This window comes from Candidatus Aegiribacteria sp. (assembly GCA_021108005.1).
In the GTDB taxonomy this organism is placed as follows: Bacteria; Fermentibacterota; Fermentibacteria; order Fermentibacterales; family JCC-6; genus Aegiribacteria.
In genome coordinates, this window is record JAIORS010000007.1 from 1 (window position 1) to 2,197 (window position 2,197).

2 protein-coding genes are annotated in these 2,197 nt (G+C 53.7%); both read left to right on the plus strand.

Annotation, left to right across the window (positions count from 1 at the left end):
• The first annotated feature begins 53 nt into the window (after positions 1-53).
• The gene (locus K8S15_00325; protein MCD4774478.1) at positions 54-395 is read left to right on the plus strand and encodes a hypothetical protein; all 342 of its coding nucleotides are present in this window, start codon (positions 54-56) and stop codon (positions 393-395) included.
• A gap of 112 nt (positions 396-507) precedes the next feature.
• The coding region (locus K8S15_00330; GenBank protein MCD4774479.1) for a hypothetical protein at positions 508-2,197 on the plus strand (1,690 nt) is incomplete at its 3' end.

Consider the following 2,197-nt stretch of genomic DNA (forward strand, 5'->3'; position numbering starts at 1 on the left):
GCCTCTCTGAATAGTATAATTTAATTATCTGTTTACTTTGATGGAGGTCAATTATGTCATTCCTCCCTCTGATGGTCAGGGTAATCACACCGTTCTTTATCCTCGCCCTTCTAATGTTATCAGCAACCCCTTTGCTTTCCGATTCCCCTCCTGCCAATACACTCCCCGTAATAGCCCAGAGACCCAGTTATCTGGACGTAGATACCGGGTTCCTCTGCCTTCTCTCCTGGATGGGCTTTGACGGCATCCACTGCGGAGACTACCGCGCATGGCAGATGGAGGAGGACATAGTACCTCCGGCAGAGGCTACTGGCATGTATCTGTGCCTGGCGCCGGGCGAGATACTGGAATGGGGGCACTATCCTGACACCTGGGCTGCAAAGAATCAGCGATGAACCATTCGGTTCCGATTCAGCATATGGACATCCTGTCTGGCGCGGCATCGTTGTAGCCGATACCACCTACACGGGACCTGACATACTGATCGCAGTCTTCGATGCGGACTCAATGAAGGCACTTTTGGAAGAGGCAGCAGAGGAGATAGCTGACGAGCTTGCCGACGAATCATGTGTATGGTTCTACACAGGCTTCAACGAAGCGCCTGCGCATCAGTGGAACAGGATGGTTCATGATTCCTCAGCCACCGGCTACTACGAGCTGGACAATTACATCCCGTCCATGTTCACGCAGAACAGGGATTCCATATACAGGGCCGATCTCGACACAACCCTCTACCTCCCCACCCTTGAAGAGGTCGACCGGACCGGTGTACTCTCCTGGCTCAGATATCATGTAAGGCTTGAGGACGAAGACCGTGAGCTGACCAACACGTTCTCCATCATGCACACTATCACGAGTTGGGCAGGAACGAACAACCTTACACCCTATTATCCTCCGCCCACCTTCACTGACCAGGCCAATGCGGTCCGGTCCTTCCTGTCCATGGAGTACCAGATGTACAGCATTCCGCCCCTCCCCGGACCGGTGGATAATTCTCCCGACTTCTTCCTGGTGAACTGCTATCCCTTCAGACAGGTGGGGATTACGTATCAGGATACATTGCCTTACGAGCCTACATTGGGTGGAGAGCTCGAATCCTGGCTCCTGGAACACTTCGAGGAGGGGATGGACTCTACCTTCATCACCGCATGGGAGTTCGGGTTGGACCAGAACAGGGAAGTCTCCGTGCTCTTCAATCCACAGGCGTTCGGAAGGGCGGGGGGAGAGGATATGTGGACATGGGATGATACACTCTCGCAGTACTTTGTGGATTACGGCTCCTACAACTACCGCATTCCCACGCCGCAGGAGTTCCTGATGTCCTGCAACACAGCCCTCCTCAGACAGGCAAAGGGCTTTTCGCCTCACTGCCTGGTCAGCTACTGCGAAGCCTCCGCTTCCGAGGCGGGTCTCCTCGATCAGAACAACATTCCCTTCGATGCTCCCTATGAGGAGTGGGTGTACAGGGATAGACCAACCGATGATTTCTACTTCATCCCCCCAGACTCCTATCCCCCGTTCATCGATTCCCCGTACGACTTCGACCCGCTTTACGACCTGCTTGATAGACCCGTCGACATAGTCGGCTGGGAGAGGAATCGTGAAAACTACCTGCTCTGGAAGTTCGAGCCCTACGCAAGGCTCTGGAACAGTATGAGAAGCACTCTTGGTGAGATCGCGAGTGTAGCTCCGGAGCTTTCCGCTCTCCGGTGGTGGGAAGGTTACGAAGAGGAAGCCTCTATCGAACACCCCGGTTCACTTCCGATTATATATACCACTCCTGAGATCCGTGTCTTCACAGACAGCACGGAGAGCATCTGCTACCTTTTCTACGTCAACAGGCAATGCCGTCAGGCAACCACGAATTACACGATCTCTGCTGACGAGGGTGATCTCCCGGAGGATGCCCTGACGACGCTTGTACTGGATCACTCAAGGAGATTCATCATCCCGGTGGAAGAGGACGATGGTATCTACTCGTTCCTTGATACACTGGAAGCAGGTCAGGGCAGGCTTGTTGAGTTCGTGAACACCCCCCTCGCTGCTGATATCAGGATAACCGCTCCCGATGTCATGGCGAGGTATCCCAGAACACCTGCGGACATCAGGAACTTCGAGTTCAAGGCAGGTGACACGATCCTCATTATCGCCGACTTTTTCAACATGGGCACCAGTTCGGAGAACAATGTAATAGTCT